This window comes from Azoarcus sp. DN11, assembly GCF_003628555.1.
Taxonomy (GTDB): domain Bacteria; phylum Pseudomonadota; class Gammaproteobacteria; order Burkholderiales; family Rhodocyclaceae; genus Aromatoleum.
On record NZ_CP021731.1, the window covers coordinates 905,957 to 921,734 of the forward strand.

Genomic DNA, 15,778 nt, shown 5'->3' on the forward strand with positions numbered 1-15,778 from the left:
CGCGGTGCGTCGGTAGTCGTCTTTTAGAAGGCCCGGATGCGGATGCGTTCGCCGGATGTTATGCAGTTTCCTCGTCCGCGGGCAAGGGCGTTGGTCGCGCGCCCCGGTATCCGGCCCTGTCCCCATTCCTTTCGAGTGTCGTGAATGCCTGAATTGCCTGAAGTGGAAACGACCTGCCGCGGCATCCGCCCGGCGATCGATGGCCGGATCATGACCGGCGTGCGCGTGCGTAACGGGCGCTTGCGCGTGCCGGTGCCCGCCGACCTTGGCGAGCGCGTGACGGGGGCCCCGCTGCAGGCCGTGAGGCGGCGGGCGAAATACCTGCTGCTCGATTTTCCCGCCGGCAGCGTGATCGTGCATCTGGGCATGTCGGGGAGCCTGCGCGTGGTCGCGGCCGACCAGCCGCCGGGGGCGCATGACCACGTCGACCTGCTGTTCGGCGACTGCGCGCTGCGCCTGCGCGATCCGCGGCGCTTCGGGCTGATCGTGTGGCAGCCGGGGGATGCGCTCGCCCACCCCCTGCTCGCGCGCCTCGGCATCGAGCCGCTCGGTGACGAATTCACCGGCCCGTGGCTGCATCGCGCGTTCCAGGGCGTGCGGGCGCCGATCAAGCAGGCGCTGATGGACGGGCATCGCCTCGTCGGCGTCGGCAACATCTATGCGTCCGAGAGCCTGTTCCGCGCGCGTATCCACCCGCTCGCGCCGGCCGGCAGCGTCGGCCCGCGGCGCCTCGCGCGCCTGGTCGCGGCCGTGCGCGAAACGCTGCTGGCGGCGATCGCCGCGGGCGGCAGCACGCTGCGCGACTTCGTCGGCGGCGACGGCAGGAAGGGCTACTTCCAGCAGGACTACTACGTCTACGGCCGCGAAGGGTTGCCGTGCCGCGTGTGCGCAAGCCCGGTGCAGCGCGTGGTGTGCGGCCAGCGGTCCACCTTCTTCTGCCCGCGCTGCCAGCGCATGTAATCGGGGCACGGCGGCGCCGAATGCGCGTCCGCCCGCGTTCGTCGGCGCCGGTATGCCGTCGGTCGAGCAGGCGTTTTCACGCATTGGAGGGCGCCGGATTCGGCGCTATGCTGACGCGATGTAAAAACTGTGCGCGGCGGCTTCTCCCGGGCCCGCGCGAGCGAGACTTTCATGACCCTCGTGGATCAATTCTCCGCCTACAGCCGGTGGCGCGCCGACGCCGCCACCGCCGTGGGGCGCCTGCGCCAGTGGCTGTCGCGCAACGAACTCGGCGATGTGCAGGGCGACCTGCGGCTGCAGTACGTGCTGGACCGCCTGCGCGACGACAAGCTCACGGTCGCTTTCGTGGCGGAATTTTCGCGCGGCAAGTCGGAGCTGATCAACGCGATCTTCTTCTCGGGGCACGGCGACCGCGTGCTGCCGTCGAGCGCGGGGCGCACGACGATGTGCCCGACCGAACTGCAATGGACGCCCGGTGCGCGCGCCGAGATCCGCATGCTGCCGATCCGCACGCGCGCGACGCACGCGAGCGTGAGCGAACTCAAGCAGTTCCCGGATGAGTGGATGGTGCTGCGGCTCGACGCGGAGTCGCTCACGGACCTGCAGCAGGCCTTCGCGCGCGTCGGCGAAACCGAGCGGGTCACGGCCGAGATGGCGTCGCGCCTCGGGTTCGACATCGACGAGAGCGGCGAGAAGGGGCTGAAGCCGGGCGCCGACGGCACGGTCGAGATCCCGAGCTGGCGTCACGCGGTGATCCAGTTTCCGCATCCGCTGCTCGAGCAGGGGTTGGTCGTGCTCGACACGCCGGGCCTCAACGCGATCGGCGCCGAGCCGGAGCTGACGTTGTCGCTGCTGCCCAATGCCCACGCGGTGCTCTTCGTGCTGGCGGCCGACACCGGCGTCACGCAGAGCGACATGGCGGTGTGGCGCGAGTACGTGCAGGGCGGGCAGCGGCGCAGGGGCCGTCTCGTCGTGCTCAACAAGATCGACGGGTTGTGGGACGGACTGCGCGATGGGGCGCAGATCGATGCCGAGATCGCGCGCCAGGTGCGTTCGGTCGCGGAAACGCTGGAGGTTCCCGAGGCGGCGGTGTTCCCGGTGTCGGCGCAGAAGGGGCTGGTGGGGCGGATTTCGGGGGACGCGGAGCTCGTCGCGCGCAGCCGCCTCGACGAGCTGGAGCGGGCGCTGGCCGAGGATCTGCTGCCGACCAAGCAGGAGATCGTGCGCGACAGCACGCTCACCGAGGTCGACGATCTGGCCCGGCAGACCGGCACGCTGCTGGCGGCGCGGCTGTCGGGGCTGCGCGAGCAGCTGCAGGAGCTGACGGACCTGCGCGGCAAGAACCAGAGCGTCATCGAGTACATGATGCGCAAGATCCGCAGCGAGAAGACCGAATTCGAGCAGGGGCTGCAGAAGTATTATGCGGTGCGCAGCGTGTTCTCGACGCTGACGAACAACCTGCTCGCGCATCTGGGCATGGACGCGCTGCGTGACGAGACGCGGCGCACGCGCGAGGCGATGATGGAGTCGACCTTCACGAAGGGCTTGCGCCAGGCGATGGAGCGCTTCTTCCTTTCGCTGCGCGGCAACCTGGCGCGCTCGTCGGACGAGATCTCGGAGATCACGCGCATGCTCGACAGCATGTACAAGCGCTTCAGCGTCGAGCACGGGCTCAAGCTCGCCACCCCCGAGTCGTTTTCGACGCTGCGCTACGAGCGCGAGCTCGACCGCCTGGAGTCGGCCTTCAACCGCCAGATCAATTCCGCGCTGACGCTGGTGACGACCGAGAAGCACACGCTGACGCAGAAGTTCTTCGAGACCGTGGCGGTCGAGGCGCGGCGGACCTTCGAGGGTGCCAACCGCGACGTCGAGCAGTGGCTGCGTGCGGTGATGTCGCCGCTGGAGACGCAGGTGCGCGAATATCAGCTGCAGCTGAAGCGCCGCCTGGAAAGCGTCAAGCGCATCCACCAGGCGACCGACACGCTGGAGGAGCGCGTCGCGGAGCTGGAGCAGGCCGAGGCGGCGATGCTGCGGCAGCTGGGGGAGCTGAAGGACATCACCGAAGGCATCCGTTCGGCGCTGGGGGGGGCGGCCGAAGCGGCAGGCGCACCCGCTGCCGTGCCCGAGGGGTGCGCGGCCTGAGGGGACTGCGCGGCGCATCGCCTGCCGGCGTGAACGAAAAAGCGGACCCTTGCGGTCCGCTTTTTCGTGAATCCTCCGGCGCCGGCCGGGGTGTTCAGGCCTTCGCGGCGGTCAGGCGAACGAACTTCTGCATCAGCTGTTCCTTGGTTTCGACGACATCCGGGTTCATCGGGATACAGTCGACCGGGCACACCTGCTGGCACTGCGGTTCGTCGAAATGGCCGACGCACTCGGTGCACTTGTTCGGGTCGATCTGATAGATCTCGTCACCCTGGGAGATCGCGCCATTGGGACATTCCGGCTCGCACACATCGCAATTGATGCATTCGTCCGTAATCATCAGTGCCATCTTTCAATTCCTCGTTTTCACTTCACAGAAACTTTCTGCAGCAACCGCTGGTAGACCGCGGGCTGCACAAACTTGCTCACATCGCCGCCGAAACGGGCGATTTCGCGCACCATCGTGGCCGAGATGAACATGTACTCCTCCGCCGGCGTCAGGAACACTGTTTCGACGTCGGGAAAGAGCTTGCGGTTCATTCCGGCCATCTGGAATTCGTACTCGAAGTCCGACACGGCCCGCAGGCCGCGCAGGATCAGGCGCGCATTCTGGGCGCGCAGGAAATCCATCAGCAGGCCGTCGAAGCCGATGACGGTCACGTTGCCGAACGGTGCCACGATGTCGCGGGCGATTTCCACGCGCTCGGCCAGCGTGAAGATCGGACCCTTGCCGCGGCTCTCGGCGACGGCGACGACCACCCTGTTGAACAGCAGCGACGCGCGCCGCACGAGGTCCTCGTGCCCGCGTGTGAACGGGTCGAAGGTCCCCGGATAGATCGCCACCTCTTCCTTCATTCCTGCCTCCCATGCAGAAGATGAAAATGCACCTGGCCGGCGCGGCCGGCCTTGACCGTGCTCAATCCTGCCAGTTCTGCCACTGCTGTTTCAGATTCGGCGTAAATCCAGCCGTCCGGCTTCAGTACCCGGCCGAGCCAGGGCTCCAGCCGCTCGATCCAGCCCTTGTTGTAGGGCGGGTCGAGGAACACCACGTCGAACCTGTCGGAGGTGGTTCGCGCGAATTCTAGCGCATCGCCGCGCACGAGCTCCACCCGCGATGCTTGCAGGCTCTCCGCGGCCCGGCGCAGCGCCGCGAAGGCACGGGGGTCCGACTCGACGATCACGACGCGCTCCGCGCCGCGCGAGGCGGCTTCGAAGCCGATGATGCCGGAGCCGCCGAAGAGGTCGAGGCAGCTCAGGCCGTCGAGATCCTGCCCGAGCCAGTTGAAGAGCGTCTCGCGCACGCGGTCGGGCGTCGGGCGCAGGCCGGGGACGCTCGCCACGTCGATCAGGCGCGAGCGCCACTCGCCGCCGACGATGCGGACCCGGCTCAATTCCCGCGGCCCGCCTTCTTCGCGCCGCCGCCGTTAGCCGCCGTGTCGCCGTCGCCGCCGGCGACCACGGTGACGAGGTTGGCGGGCTTCACGCGGCGCGCGAAGGCGTCACGCACGGATTCGACCGTGACCGCGGCGACCTTCTTCGGGTAGGTCTCGAGCCAGTCGAGCGGCAGCTGGTAGAACGCGATCATGCCGACGTAGTCGAGGATCTTGCGGTTGGAGTCGAGGCGCAGGCCGAATCCGTTGACGAGGTTGTCGCGCGCGGCCTTCAGTTCGGCCGGGGTCGGCCCTTTGGCGATGAAGTCCTCCAGCACGTCGGTGGCCACCTTCAGCGCGTCGTCGGCCTGGTTGCCGCGCGTCTGCAGGCCGATCTCGAACGGGCCGGCGACGCGCAGCGGCATGAAGTAGCTCGACACGCTGTAGGCGAAGCCGCGCTTCTCGCGCACTTCCTTCATCAGGCGCGACACGAAGCCGCCGCCGCCGAGCACGTAGTTGCCGACGAGCAGCGGGAAGTAGTCGGGGTCGTCGCGGCTCATGCCGGGCATGCCCATCAGGATGTGGGCCTGCGCCGACGGGTGGGCGATGTGCTCGGTGCCGCGCGCGGGTAGTTGCGGCGCGGCGATCGGGGCCGGTGCCGCGCCCGTGGGGAGGCCCTCGGTGAGCTGGCGCGCGATCGCGTCGGCCTCGTCGCGGCTCACGTCGCCGACGATGGTCACGGCCGCGCTGCCGGCCGTGTAGTGCGTGCGGTGGAAGGCCTGCAGCTGTTCGCGCGTGATCGACTGCAGCGACTCGACGGTCGTGGAGCGGCCGTAGGGGTGGTTGCCGTAGATCATCGCCATGAAGCGGCGCGACGCGAGGGTGTCGGGCTGGGTGAGCGATTCCTTCAGGCCGGCGATGGCGCGGGCGCGCTCGCGTTCGAGGACGTCGGCGGGGAAGGTCGGCTTCGCGAGCAGGCGGGCTGCCAGCGCGATCGCGGCGTCGCGCTCGGTCGCGCTCGACAGGGTGCGCACCGACAGCGTCGCCATGTCGGTATCTGCACCGCCGCCGATGCGAGCGCCGGTGTCGGCGATGCGCTCGGCGATCTGCTGTTCGTCGAGGCCCTCGGTGCCGGCGTCGAGCAGGCCGCGCGTGAGGCCCGCGATGCCGCTGCCGCCTTCCGGCTCATAGGCGCTGCCGGCGGGGAAGGAGACCTGGATGTCGACGAGCGGCAGGGCGTGGCTCTCGACGAAATACACGCGCGCGCCGGTCGCGGCATCCCAGTGCTTGATGTCGGGGCCGACCGCCGCGGCCGGAAGGCTCGCGAGCGGAATCATCGCGGCGGCGAGGGCGAGCAGGGCCCGGAAGGGGCGGAAGTCGGGGCGGAGGATGCGCAATGCGGTCATGGGCTTCGTCTGCATGTCAGTGCTTCGCTCCGTGGGTGGCTGCGCGCGGCTTCGCGTCGGCGGGCAGCGGCAGCGGATCGAGGCGGGCGCGGGTGAGGTTGTTGTCGGTGAAGTACTTGCGGGCGACGGCCTGCACGTCCTCGGCAGTGACCTTGCGGATGCCTTCGAGGAGCTTGTCCTCGTCGCGCCAGGACAGGCCGCTGGATTCGAGGAAGCCGATCTCCATCGCCTGCCCCATCAGCGAGTCGCGCTTGTACACCTGGCCGGCGACGGTCTGCGTCTTGACCCGGCGCAGTTCGTCCTCGGCGACGCCTTCCTTCTGGATGCGTTCGATCTCGGCGCGCAGCGCGGCCTCGACGTCGGCGACGGTCTTGCCGGCGGCAGGCGAGCCGTCGAGGATGAAGAGCTGCGGACCGCGGCCGGTGCCGTCGTAGCCGGCGCTGGCCGACACGGCGACCTTGCTCTCGCGCACCAGACGGCGCGGCAGGCGGGCGCCTTCGTAGCCGTCGAGGATCGCCGCGAGCACCTTCAGCGCGTGCACGTCGCGGTCGTCGTTGGGGTCGTGCAGCGTCGGCGCGCGCCAGGCGAGCGCGATGTAGGGCAGCTCTGCCGGCGCCTTGACGACGGTTTCGCGCGGCCCGAGCTGTTCGGGTTCCGGGGTGATGCGCCGCACGGGCAACGCGTGCGATTTGATCGGGCCGTAGTACTTGCGCGCCATCTCGAACACGGCCTTGTGATCGACGTCGCCGACGACGACCAGGCGCGCGTTGCTCGGCGTGTACCAGGTCCGGTGCCACTTGCGCGCGTCTTCCGAGGTCATCGTGTCGAGATCGGTCATCCAGCCGATGACCGGGCGGCCGTAGGGGCTGGCCTGGAAGGCGGTGGCCATGAGCTGCTCGCTGACCAGCGAGCGCGGCTGGTCGTCGGTGCGCAGGCGGCGCTCTTCCTTCACGACCGCGAGTTCCGGCTTGAAGTTGGCGTCGGTGATCTTGAGGTTGCTCATGCGGTCGGCTTCGAGCTGCATCACGTCGGCGAGGCGCGCCGACGGGATCTGCTGGAAGTAGGCCGTGTAATCCTGCGACGTGAAGGCGTTGTCGCGGCCGCCGATCGCGGCGACGCGCTTGTTGAATTCGCCCGGGCCGACCTTGTCGGTGCCCTTGAACATCATGTGCTCGAGCATGTGGGCGATGCCGGACACGCCCGCGGGCTCGTCCATCGAGCCGACGCCGTACCACACCATGTGGACGACGGACGGGGCGCGGCGGTCTTCCTTGACGATGATCTTCATGCCGTTCGCAAGCGTGGTCTCGAACGGATTGGCATACAGCGGGCCGGCCGCGACGGTGAGTGCGGCGGCCAGCAGTGCGGCGCGTGGAAAGGTCTGGCGAAACATGGACATGTCCTGCATCTGGTAGAATTCTCGGCTCACGTCGCCCGTGGATGGGGCGTCCGAATCGACGCGAAGCCGCATCTTAGCGTTATTGGCAGTTCGGCGTCCGCCGAAGTTAGAACCTCACCAGAGACCCGAGTGAGCATGTTTGGTTTCCTGAAGAAATCCCCCAAGCCCGAGCCGGCGGTGCAGCCGCAGGCCGAGGTCGTGCCGTCCGCGACGCCGGACGTGCCCGTAGCAACCCCCGCGCCGACCCCTGCACCGGCCGCCGAGCCGGTGGTGAAGCGGTCCTGGACCGAGCGCCTGAAGGCGGGCCTGTCGCGCACGCGACAGCAGATCGGCGGCGGGCTGGCGAGCCTGTTCGGTCGGCGCAAGATCGACGAGGACCTGCTCGAGGAGCTGGAGGCGACGCTGCTGATGGCCGATTGCGGCGTGGAAGCGACGCAGCACCTGCTGGACGCGCTGCGCAAGCGCTGGAAGCGCGACAAGCTCGAGACCGCCGACCAGCTGCAGAGCGCACTCGCGGAAGAGCTGCTGGCGGTGCTGCAGCCGCTCGAGCAGCCGCTCGACGTGTCCGGGCATTCGCCCTACATCATCATGATCGCGGGCGTGAACGGCTCCGGCAAGACGACCTCGATCGGCAAGCTCGCGAAGTATTTCCAGTCGCAGGGCAGGAGCGTGCTGCTCGCGGCCGGCGACACCTTCCGCGCGGCGGCGCGCGAGCAGCTCATGACCTGGGGCGAGCGCAACAACGTCACGGTGATCGCGCAGGACGGCGGCGACTCGGCGGCGGTGATCTTCGATGCGATCAATGCGGCCAAGGCGCGGCGCATCGACGTCGTGCTCGCGGATACCGCGGGGCGCCTGCCGACGCAGCTCCACCTGATGGAAGAGATCGCCAAGGTGCGCCGCGTGATTGCGAAGGCCGAGCCGTCCGGGCCGCACGAGGTGCTGCTGGTGCTGGACGCGAACATCGGCCAGAACGCGCTCGCGCAGGTGAAGGCGTTCGATGCGTCGATCGGTGTCACGGGGCTGGTCGTCACGAAGCTCGACGGCACCGCGAAGGGCGGCGTCGTCGCGGCGATCGCGCGCCAGTATCCGCGCCCGCTGCGCTTCATCGGCGTCGGCGAGGGCATCGACGACCTGCAGCCCTTCAACGCGCGCGAGTTCGTCGAGGCGCTGTTCGAACCCGTCGCAGGAGCCGGCGGCGCGGCATGATCGCCTTCAACGAAGTCGTCAAGCGTTACCCCGGCGGCTACACCGCGCTGGCGGGCGTCAGTTTCGAGATCCGCCACGGCGAGCTGGCGGTGCTGTCGGGCCACTCGGGGGCGGGCAAGAGCACGCTGCTGAAGCTGATCGCCGCGATCGAGCGGCCGACCTCGGGCAGCGTGAGCATCAACGGGCAGGACGTCTCGGCGCTGCGCCCGCGTGCGATTCCCTACCTGCGGCGCAACCTCGGCCTCGTGCTGCAGGAGCACCGGCTGCTGTACGACCGCAGCGTGTACGACAACGTGATGCTGCCGCTGGTGATCACCGGACATCCGGCGCGCGACGCGGTGAAGCGCGTCGCGGCGGCGCTCGAGCGCGTCGGGCTGGCGGGGCGCGAGCGCGAGATGCCGGCGGGCCTGTCGGGCGGCGAGCAGCAGCGCGTCGCGATCGCACGCGCGATCGTGAATCGCCCGACCATCCTGATCGCCGACGAGCCGACCGCGCACCTCGACACCGCCTACGCGAACGAGATCGCGAACCTCTTCAAGTCATTCAACGCCGCGGGAGTCACCGTGCTGGTGTCGACGCACGACGAGCGCCTGTTCGCGCAGCACAACCCGCGCCGCCTGGTGCTCAGCAAGGGGCTGCTGCAGGGGGCGGGCGCATGATGAACTGGTTCTACCTGCATGGCCGCGCGTTCATGCAGGCGCTGCGGCGCCTCGCCTCGCAGCCGCTCGGCACGCTGCTGTCGGCGCTGGTCGTGGGTATCGCGCTGTCGCTGCCGGCCGCGGGCTACCTGCTCATCGACAATGTCGCCTCGCTCGCGCGCGGCGTGTCGGGGACGCCGGAGATCAGCGTGTTCATGACGCAGGATGCGTCCGCGGAGGACATCGCCGCGGCCGAAAGGCGCTTGCGGGGGGATGTGCAGCTCGCGGGCTACCGCCACGTCACCAAGGACGAGGCCTTGCACCAGCTCGAAAAGAGCGGGCTGGGCGATGTGCTCGGCGGCCTCGCGGCCAATCCGCTGCCGGATGCCTTCATCGTCACGCCGCGCGGCGAGGATCCCGCGCTGTACGACAACCTGCACGCGCGTTTCGCCGCCTGGCCGGGCGTCGCGCACGTACAGCTCGACTCCGCGTGGGTGAAGCGCCTGCATGCGCTGCTGGGGCTGGGCCGTTCGGCGGTGCTGCTGCTCGCGGGCCTGCTGGGCTTCGCACTCGTGATCGTCACCTTCAACACGATCCGCCTGCAGATCCTCACGCAGCGCCACGAGATCGACGTGAGCCGGCTGCTGGGCGCGACCGATCCCTTCATCCGCCGTCCGTTCTACTGGTTCGGCAGCCTGCAGGGGCTGCTCGGCGGTTGCGTGGCGCTCGCGACCGTGTGGGCGACCGTGCAGGCGCTGGGCCGTCCGGTCGCGAGCCTTGCGGAAACCTACGGCGCGGTGTTCGCGCTGAGCGGCCCGGGCTTGCCCGAGAGCGCGGCGATCCTCGGCTTCGCGGCTTTCCTCGGCTGGCTCGGCAGCGCGATCTCGGTGCGCCGGCACCTGGCTGAACGTTTGCGCTGAACCGCTGGCGTGCCGGGGCCTGCCTCCCGGCGGGCAGGCGCTCGCGGCCTTCGGCTTCCCGTGCCGCAACGGGCTGCGGGGGCGGCGACGCAAACTCGCCCGCGTTGCGCGGGCTCAGACATGCGTCGCCTTCATCCCCCGCATCCCGTCGCGGTACGGCGCTCGCGGACAGCCCGCCGGGAGGCAGGCCCCGGCACGCTTCACGCCATCCGAATGCACCGCGGGGCTGCGGCCCGCTATAATTTCCGCCCCCAATGTTGGGGGTAAATCTTTCATCGGACTCGCCCATGAATGCGCCGGAACTGCGTTCGCCCATCGTCGGCAATCGCGTCGAACTGAACATCTTCACGACGCTGACCTGCAACCTGAAGTGCTCGTACTGCTCGATCGCGGTCGGCGACGTCGTCGGTTCGCAGGGCAAGGCCGAGTATTCGCTCGATACGCTGGATGCCTTCGTCGCGACGCATCTCGCCGACAAGGAGATCTATGTCACCTTCTACGGCGGCGAGCCGACGTTGAACATCCCCTTCATCGTCGGGCTGATGGAGCGCCACCCGACCTGGCGCTTCCAGTTGCAGACCAACGGCACGCTGCTGCACCGCCTGCCCGACGCGGTGCTGGCGAAGCTGTCGAACGTGCTGGTGTCGGTGGATGGCGCGGAGCATACGACCGATCACTACCGCGGCCGCGGGGTGTATCGCAAGGTCACGTCGAACATCGAAAAGATCCGCCCGAAGCTCGGCGGCAAGCTCACCGCGCGCGTGACCTGGGGGCACGAGGACATCAGCTTCGAGGAACTCGACAGCCTGCTGCCGACCTTCGACTACGTGTATTGGCAGTTCGCGCAGGCGCACGGTTTCTATCGCCCCGAGCACATGCGCCGCAAGAAGGACGCGCTGGTGCAGCTGATCGACAAGTTCTTCGCCGTCGACGGCCTGTATCCGTTCATCCCGCTGATGGGCACGGTGCGCAACAAGGTGCTGCCCTCGCGTGCCCGCGAGGCGTGCAGCGGACACACGCAGTGCCGCTCGTCCACGCACATCCTCAACATCCTGCCCGACGGGCGCATCTTCCCGTGCCCGGATCTCACCCATCTGCCCGAACTGCAGAGCGGCGATCTGAACGCCAACTGGCTCAAGCCCAGCCTGCTGCAGCCCGCGCCGGAAATGCCCTGCGAGGGCTGTGAGGCCTTGTCCTTCTGTCGCCGCAACTGCATGAAGAACCTCTACGTCGGTTACGTGCTGGACGATGCGCCCTACCGCGAGCGGGTGGTCGAGCCGATCTGCGAGCTGGTGAAGTTCATGGGCGCGGAGATCGACCGGCGCGACCCGCATGCGTGGTATGCGAAGGCGTCGCTGCCGGTGCGGCGCGAGATTTCGGACTGTGAGATCTACGAGTACGTCGAGGTGATGCCCTGAGGCCTAAACCGGCGGTCGGTCCAGCACTTCGCGCACGATCTGCGCGAGGTCCTCGATCGCGTAGGGCTTGCTGATCATGCGGAACTCGCCGGGGATCGCCTCGTGTTCCTGCAGCGCGTTGCCGGTGTAGCCCGAGGTGTACAGCAGCTTCAGGTCCGGCCGCAGCTGCCGCGCGCGGCGGGCGATCTCGGGGCCGTTCATGCCGCCGGGCAGGACGACGTCGGTGAATAGCAGGTCGATGCCGGGGTCCTGGGCGAGGAGCGCGAGCGCCGTCCTGCCTTCGGCGGCCTGCAGGATGCGGTAGCCCAGCGCGTCGAGCACGCGGCACACGAGTTCGCGCACGTTGTCCTCGTCCTCGACGACGAGGATGGTTTCGCTGCCCGTCGCCTCCGGGCGTGGCGAGTGCGGGGCGTCGCCAGGGCGTGCGCCCGCGGGGCGGGCGATGACCGGCAGGAAGAGCTTGATCGTGGTGCCGGTCCCCGGTTCGCTGTAGATCTTCACGTGGCCGCCCGACTGGTTGACGAAGCCATGCACCATCGCCAGGCCGAGGCCGCTGCCCTTGCCGGTTTCCTTGGTCGTGAAGAAGGGGTCGAAGGCGCGCTGGACCACGTCTGACGTCATGCCGCAACCGGTGTCCGACACGGCGAGCATGACGTAGGGGCCGGGCTTCACGTCGCCCTCCAGCGCGGCATAGTGCTCGTCCAGGCTCACGGCGTCGGTCTCGATGGTCAGGGTGCCGCCTGCAGGCATCGCGTCGCGCGCGTTGACCGCGAGGTTGAGCAGCGCCGCTTCGAGCTGGGGCACGTCCGCGAGGGCCGGCGGCAGATCGGTGGCGGCATGGACCTTGATGTTGATGTGTGCGCCGAGGCTGCGCTGCAGCAGGCTGACCATGCCGGCGATCAGGTCGTTGAGATTCAGCGGGACCGGGGCGAGGCGCTGCTTGCGCGAGAAGGCGAGGAGCCGGCGATTGAGCTCGGCGCCCCGCCAGGCGGCGTCCAGCGCGCCCTTGACGAGCTCGGCCGCCGCGGCGTCGTCCCGCAGGCGGCGCGCGAGCAACTGCAGGTTGCCCATCACGACCGTCAGCAGGTTGTTGAAGTCGTGGGCGATGCCGCCGGTGAGCTGGCCGACCGCTTCCATCTTCTGCGCCTGGTGCAAGGCCCGCTCGGCGGCGGCGCGGTCTCCCATTTCCGACTTGAGGGCGCGATTGGCCGCTTCGAGCTCCGCGGTGCGTTCCTGCACGCGCAGTTCCAGCTCGTCGTGGGCCTTGCGCAGGGCGTCCTGTGACGCCCGGCGGTCAGTGATGTCGCGGATCGCGGCCGAGACCAGCACGCTGTCCCCCGTGCCCAGAGGGCTCAGGCTGATCTCGACCGGTACCTGCGAGCCGTCCTTCCTTTGGCCGGCGAGATCCAGGGCGGAACCCATCGGCCGCAGGGAGGGCGTGCCGATGTATCGGTCGCGCTTGCCGATATGGCCGTTCCGGAACTGCTGCGGGACCAGCAACTCGATCGACTGGCCGATGAGCTCCTCGCGCGCATAGCCGAACAGCCGCTCCGTCTGCGCGTTCACGAGGATGATGCGTCCGTCATGGTCGACGACGACGATCGCATCGGGGGCCGCCTCGATGAGCTGGCAAGCGCGCGCCTCCATCGCCCGGCTGCGGGCGAGTTCTTCCTCGAGGCGGGCAATTCCCGCTGCGTGTGATGTGCCGGATCCTTCCATCGGGAGCCCCTCTGCGGCCGGAACGGGACTGCGGGCGCTGCGCGCCTGCACACCCGCTTCGCCGTTTTGTGTCCGGGGTCTACCTGTTGTTGATCGGATGCGGTGCCTATCGGTTCCCGGGCCGCGGGCGCCGATGACGAGTGTCGTGGTGCGGGGGGCGGCGCCGTGCGAGAATCGCGCCCCGGTCATTCCGAGTCGCCGCCATGAGCCAGGTCCAGCACACCGTCACCCACCTCGCCGTCCACAAGCTCCACCGCTCGGGCGACAGCCCGGCGAGCGCCGAACTGCGCGAGGCCGCCTGTCGTGTCGATGACGCCGCCGTGCGCATGGTCGAGCGCCTGTGCAGCCACTACGCCGACCGCAGCAGCAAGGGTTACGGGCGCTTCGAGGAGGGCGAGGCGGAGTTTCCGCTGCCGCGCCTCGTGCGCGAGCACGTTGTCGACAAGGGCCTAGACTTCGCCGCGCTGTCGCACCGGATGATGGATGCGCTGCGCCGGTGCGCGGACGAGGAGGGCGCCGAGGTCTCGGGTTATGTCGTGATCGCGCGCATCGCCGAGGGCGCGACCGATTGCCTGTGGATCGCGGTGGTCGGCGAGGCGGTCGGCAGCGCGGTCACCGGCGCGCTCGACATCGTCGACTGCCTGCATCTCGACTTCGCGACGCTGCCCGCGGCCGGGCGCATCGACCTCAGCGGCTGGCAGCGCGGCGACGAACGCTACGTCAGTTTCCTCAAGGGGCGCGGCGACGTCGCGCCGTGGTTCAAGCGCTTCCTCGGCTGCAGCGACGTCGTGATCGCGCTGAAGGAAACGAAGAAGCTCGTGCAGCGGCTGTCGGATTTTGCCGAGACGCAGCGCCTGGAGCCGCCCGCGCGCGACGCGATGCTCGAACGCGCGCACGGCTACCTCGACGAACTGGGCGAGGCGGGCGCGCCGCTCGCGCTCGACGAGATCGCGCGCAAGGTCTGGCCCGAGCAGCCCGAACGCCTCGATGCGGCCCTCGCGGCGGGTGAGGCGCCGCTCGCCGGCGGCTTCGTCCCGGACCGCCGTGCGATCCGCCCGCTGGTCCGCTTCCGTGCCGCCGGCGAGCAGTGGAAGCTCGAATTCGATCGCGCGAGCCTGCATTCGGGCGCCGTGCACTACGACCGCGCGAGCGACACGCTGGTGCTGTCGGGCCTGCCGGACTACCTCAAGCGCATGCTGCAGGACGAGTAAGTCGCAGCGTTCAGCCCGCGTCGTCCGCGCCGTGTGTCTCCGCGAAGCGGCGCTCGAGCTCGAGCCGTAGCGCCTTGCGCGCCTCGGCGGCGGCGAAGCGGCGTTTCTCCTTCGGGCTGAAGGGGCGCAGCGTCGGTACGGCGACCGGTTTGCCGTCGTCGTCGACGGCGACCATCGTGAAGAAGCAGCTGTTCGCGTGGCGGACTTCCTGGGTGCGGATGTTTTCCGCCAGCACCTTGATGCCGACTTCCATCGACGATTTGCCGGTGTAATTCACGCTGGCGAGAAAGGTCACCAGCTCGCCGACCATGATCGGCTGGCGGAACATCACCTGATCCACCGACAGCGTGACGACATAGCGTGCGGCGTAGCGGCTCGCGCAGGCGTACGCGACCTGATCGAGCAGCCTGAGCACGGCGCCGCCGTGCACCTTGCCGGAGAAGTTCGCCATGTCCGGCGTCATCAGCACCGTCATCGTGAGTTGGTGTGCGGGAAGATCCATCGGGGCTCTCGTTGCAGGGGTGTGGTGAAAAGTGCCCTGTCGACAGGGGCTGCGGCCGGGTTTCGGGTGTGGGAATTCTGATTGCTGGCGCAGCGCGGAGCAAGGTCCGCAGCGAGTCGGGCGAGCGCGGCCCCGATCTCCAGAACTTCCATCACCACTGCTTTTTCTTCATCGTCGTCTTCATCTCATCGGACCATTCCGCATGGCCCAACCGTGGGGGCTCCCCGGGGGCATATTCCCCGCGGGTGGGGGGGGATGGCGTCACCGTGATGACGTGCGCGACTGTCCCGTGCGCCCGATGTGACGGTCGAGCGACGAGCTGCCAATAGAAACAAGCCCTTGGCGTCTCATTCCATCGAAAGTCTGGCGCTGGCACGCGGAATGCTCTGGGAGCTCCGTCGGGCTGGGTCTGGTGACGCGAAGTCGCAAGGAGCCTTCGGCCCGTGCCGCAGCCTCAACCCCAACAGGAGAAACAAAATGAAAACCCTTTCCTGCAAGCTCGCCGCAGCAGTCATTGTCCTCGTCGCGACGTCTGCCAGCCATGCCGCGACCACGTCCGCCACGACCTCGCCACAAGGTAGCCAGGCAAATCCTATTGCTGCGCCGGCGACGATACTGGCCGCGAAAGGGGCTGACACCCCCCTGCCGATACCGGGTTGTGACGACCACGGCACCAACACGTGCCATTCGACTGTCGTCGGAAGCGGACCGGATGACCCCGTGCCCGGCTGCGACGACCACGGCAGCAACACTTGCCATTCGACCGTCGCCGGCAATGGTGCTGACGATCCGTCGCCGTGCGATGACAAGGGCACGAACGTTTGCCTGATGTCAGTGAAGCAGGCCTGAGGTTTACGTCCCTCGCCGGATGCGTTCGCCTCGGA

15 protein-coding genes are annotated in these 15,778 nt (G+C 68.7%); 8 read left to right on the plus strand and 7 right to left on the minus strand.

Going from position 1 to position 15,778, the window contains the following annotated elements:
- Nucleotides 1-144 precede the first annotated feature (144 nt).
- On the plus strand, nucleotides 145-960 hold the full coding sequence (gene mutM, locus CDA09_RS04055) for a bifunctional DNA-formamidopyrimidine glycosylase/DNA-(apurinic or apyrimidinic site) lyase (protein ID WP_121427444.1): 816 nt from the start codon (nucleotides 145-147) through the stop codon (nucleotides 958-960).
- A gap of 171 nt (nucleotides 961-1,131) precedes the next feature.
- Entirely contained in the window at nucleotides 1,132-3,102 is a 1,971-nt protein-coding gene (locus CDA09_RS04060; RefSeq protein WP_121427445.1) for a dynamin family protein, read from the plus strand.
- A gap of 94 nt (nucleotides 3,103-3,196) precedes the next feature.
- On the opposite strand, the gene CDA09_RS04065 is transcribed toward CDA09_RS04060, so the two are convergent.
- From CDA09_RS04065 to CDA09_RS04085, 5 genes are read right to left on the minus strand one after another with little or no spacing between them, the layout of a single operon-like run.
- A complete protein-coding gene (locus tag CDA09_RS04065; RefSeq protein ID WP_121427446.1) occupies nucleotides 3,197-3,451 on the minus strand; it encodes a YfhL family 4Fe-4S dicluster ferredoxin in 255 nt (84 codons plus the stop codon).
- A gap of 17 nt (nucleotides 3,452-3,468) precedes the next feature.
- Nucleotides 3,469-3,957: a pantetheine-phosphate adenylyltransferase gene (gene coaD / locus CDA09_RS04070; protein ID WP_121427447.1), complete on the minus strand. Its 489-nt coding sequence runs from the start codon at nucleotides 3,955-3,957 to the stop codon at nucleotides 3,469-3,471.
- Nucleotides 3,954-4,493 carry a 16S rRNA (guanine(966)-N(2))-methyltransferase RsmD gene (gene rsmD / locus CDA09_RS04075; RefSeq protein WP_121427448.1) on the minus strand — a complete coding sequence of 180 codons (540 nt, stop codon included), beginning with the start codon at nucleotides 4,491-4,493 and terminating at the stop codon, nucleotides 3,954-3,956. The genes coaD and rsmD overlap by 4 nt, the downstream gene beginning before the upstream one ends.
- Nucleotides 4,490-5,893 (minus strand): M16 family metallopeptidase, encoded by a 1,404-nt coding sequence (locus tag CDA09_RS04080; RefSeq protein ID WP_121427449.1) that lies wholly within the window; start codon nucleotides 5,891-5,893, stop codon nucleotides 4,490-4,492. The genes rsmD and CDA09_RS04080 overlap by 4 nt, the downstream gene beginning before the upstream one ends.
- Before the next feature lies 1 nt (nucleotide 5,894).
- Nucleotides 5,895-7,271, minus strand: a complete 1,377-nt coding sequence (locus CDA09_RS04085; RefSeq protein ID WP_121430726.1) for a M16 family metallopeptidase — start codon at nucleotides 7,269-7,271, stop codon at nucleotides 5,895-5,897.
- Nucleotides 7,272-7,412: 141 nt separating this feature from the next.
- On the opposite strand from CDA09_RS04085, the gene ftsY reads away from it, so the two are divergent.
- From ftsY to CDA09_RS04105, 4 genes are all read left to right on the plus strand, one after another.
- The gene (gene ftsY, locus CDA09_RS04090) at nucleotides 7,413-8,486 is read left to right on the plus strand and encodes a signal recognition particle-docking protein FtsY (protein WP_121427450.1); all 1,074 of its coding nucleotides are present in this window, start codon (nucleotides 7,413-7,415) and stop codon (nucleotides 8,484-8,486) included.
- On the plus strand, nucleotides 8,483-9,145 hold the full coding sequence (locus CDA09_RS04095; RefSeq protein WP_121427451.1) for a cell division ATP-binding protein FtsE: 663 nt from the start codon (nucleotides 8,483-8,485) through the stop codon (nucleotides 9,143-9,145). The genes ftsY and CDA09_RS04095 overlap by 4 nt, the downstream gene beginning before the upstream one ends.
- Nucleotides 9,142-10,044 (plus strand): permease-like cell division protein FtsX, encoded by a 903-nt coding sequence (ftsX, locus tag CDA09_RS04100; RefSeq protein WP_121427452.1) that lies wholly within the window; start codon nucleotides 9,142-9,144, stop codon nucleotides 10,042-10,044. Before CDA09_RS04095 ends, ftsX begins: the two co-directional genes overlap by 4 nt.
- A gap of 287 nt (nucleotides 10,045-10,331) precedes the next feature.
- Entirely contained in the window at nucleotides 10,332-11,462 is a 1,131-nt protein-coding gene (locus CDA09_RS04105) for a radical SAM/SPASM domain-containing protein (RefSeq protein WP_121427453.1), read from the plus strand.
- A gap of 3 nt (nucleotides 11,463-11,465) precedes the next feature.
- Here CDA09_RS04105 and CDA09_RS04110 read toward each other — a convergent pair whose 3' ends face one another.
- A complete protein-coding gene (locus tag CDA09_RS04110) occupies nucleotides 11,466-13,181 on the minus strand; it encodes a PAS domain S-box protein (RefSeq protein WP_121427454.1) in 1,716 nt (571 codons plus the stop codon).
- A 203-nt stretch (nucleotides 13,182-13,384) separates the two neighbouring features.
- Here CDA09_RS04110 and CDA09_RS04115 point away from each other — a divergent pair, with 203 nt between their 5' ends.
- A complete protein-coding gene (locus CDA09_RS04115; RefSeq protein ID WP_121427455.1) occupies nucleotides 13,385-14,392 on the plus strand; it encodes a nucleoid-associated protein in 1,008 nt (335 codons plus the stop codon).
- A gap of 10 nt (nucleotides 14,393-14,402) precedes the next feature.
- On the opposite strand, the gene CDA09_RS04120 is transcribed toward CDA09_RS04115, so the two are convergent.
- Complete coding sequence (locus tag CDA09_RS04120; protein WP_121427456.1) at nucleotides 14,403-14,894, minus strand: acyl-CoA thioesterase; 492 nt, start codon at nucleotides 14,892-14,894, stop codon at nucleotides 14,403-14,405.
- Between the two features lie 477 nt (nucleotides 14,895-15,371).
- Between CDA09_RS04120 and CDA09_RS23100 the strand changes: the two genes are divergently transcribed.
- Nucleotides 15,372-15,743 (plus strand): hypothetical protein, encoded by a 372-nt coding sequence (locus CDA09_RS23100; RefSeq protein ID WP_128106530.1) that lies wholly within the window; start codon nucleotides 15,372-15,374, stop codon nucleotides 15,741-15,743.
- The last annotated feature ends 35 nt before the right edge of the window (nucleotides 15,744-15,778 follow it).